Origin of the sequence: Rhodoplanes roseus, from assembly GCF_003258865.1 — a bacterium.
Taxonomy (GTDB): Bacteria; Pseudomonadota; Alphaproteobacteria; order Rhizobiales; family Xanthobacteraceae; genus Rhodoplanes; species Rhodoplanes roseus.
Genome location: NZ_NPEX01000545.1, coordinates 1 through 1,710 on the forward strand (window position 1 = coordinate 1; position 1,710 = coordinate 1,710).

Genomic DNA, 1,710 nt, shown 5'->3' on the forward strand with positions numbered 1-1,710 from the left:
GGAGGCCAGGATAGGGACGCGGCCGACCGCTTGTCGACCGTGCGCCGCGTCACGGACGCGCCGGCGCGCCCGTGCCGTGGGACGCGCGCGGTGCCGGTCAGAGCGCCCGCGGCGCCTCGTGCCCCTCGGGACAGTCGCCGGCCGGCACCAGCGGCGGCGCCACCAAGAGGCGGTGCAGCCGCGCCCCGGGCGGACGCCGGCGCGGTTGTCGCCGCTCGCCGGCGCGCCGCGCCAGAAGCAGCGTCGGGTCGCGCCACAGCGGCTCCGCATAGGCGTCGGCGACGTCGCCGCGGGTCAGCCCGATGTCGGACAGCATGCGGTCGTTGAACCCGGCCAGCAGGGCGGCCTCGCGGCGATTTTTTACGGCCTCGGCGAGATGACGGGCGCGCATCGCCACCGTCCCGATCGTCGTGACGATCGCCCGCAGGCCGGGCAGGGGAACGAAGCGAATGGGCGACAGCGCCGTCATGGCGACCTCCTGGTGATGGCGGCGCGACATCGTCGACGTCCACCTCCGAGGACGCCACCCGAAAAGCCGCGCGGTTGCCGAAGCCGGGACACTGCCATTTTTGCATTGATGACAGAAACGAATGTTTTTAATCTGAGGTATCATTGATGCTGATGAGTTCCCCAGCCGGCGTGAGGCACCGGCCGAGACCGCCGGGCGGGCCCGGCAGGTCGGGCGAGGACCAGCGATGACCACCCTGCTCGACGTCGACCAGCTCCGCACCTTCGTGGCGATCGCCGAGACCGGCTCGTTCACGCGCGCCGCCGAGATCGTCCACAAGACCCAGTCGGCCGTGTCGATGCAGATGAAGCGGCTGGAGGAGCGCATCGGCCGGCCGCTGTTCGCCCGCGACGGCCGCATGTCCAAGCTCACCGAGGACGGCGAGCGGCTGCTCGACTATGCGCGCCGCATCGTCCGGCTGAACGTCGAGGCGGTTTCGGCCTTCGGCGACGAGGAGCTGACCGGCCGGGTGCGGCTCGGCGTGCCGGACGACTATGCCGACCGCTATCTGCCCGAGATCATGGCGCGCTTTTCGCGCGTCTATCCGGGCGTCGAGCTCACGGTGTTCTGCGAGCCGTCCTCGGATCTGATCGTGCGGCTCGACCGCAACGAGATCGACATCGCCATCGTGACGAGCTGCGGCGCCTACCGGGCCTCCGAGATCTTCCGCCAGGAGCGGCTGCTGTGGGTGACGTCCAATCGCCACGCCACCCATCTCGACACGCCGCTGCCGCTGGCGCTCGGCCGGCCCACCTGCAACTGGCGCGAGGCGGCGATCCAGGGCCTCGATTCGATGGGGCGGACGCATCGCCTGCTGTTCTCCAGCGGCAACGCCGGCGCCATCTCGGCCGCCGTGCTGGCCGGCCTCGCCGTCTCGGTGCTGCCGACCTCCGGCCTGCGCCCCGGCATGCGCGTGCTCACCCCGGCCGACGGCTTCCCCGAGCTGCCGCCCTGCCGCATCGGCCTGCTGAGGAATCCGCACGAGCCCTCGGCGCTCGCCGACGCGCTCGCCGGCCACATCGTCTCGTCGCTCGACAATCTCTCCGCCGGCGCCGCGGCGGAGTGAGGAGACGCGTGTCGCTCTCGTCATGCGCGGGCTCGACCCCATAGGCGCTCGCTCGAGGTCCGCAGCCTCTCCTTCGTCGTGCTCCGCGCAGGCGGAGGCTTTGCAGAATTGCTCCGTCATTCCGGGGCGCGCCAAA

Annotated in this window: 2 protein-coding genes; one reads left to right on the top strand and one right to left on the bottom strand. The window is 71.3% G+C overall.

The features are described from left to right. Window positions 1-97: 97 nt before the first annotated feature. A complete protein-coding gene (locus CH341_RS31115) occupies window positions 98-499 on the bottom strand; it encodes a DUF1127 domain-containing protein (protein ID WP_245431336.1) in 402 nt (133 codons plus the stop codon). Between the two features lie 196 nt (window positions 500-695). Between CH341_RS31115 and CH341_RS31120 the strand changes: the two genes are divergently transcribed. Further along, window positions 696-1,574, top strand: coding sequence for a LysR substrate-binding domain-containing protein (locus tag CH341_RS31120; RefSeq protein WP_111423537.1), 879 nt, complete (start codon window positions 696-698; stop codon window positions 1,572-1,574). Window positions 1,575-1,710: the final 136 nt, after the last annotated feature.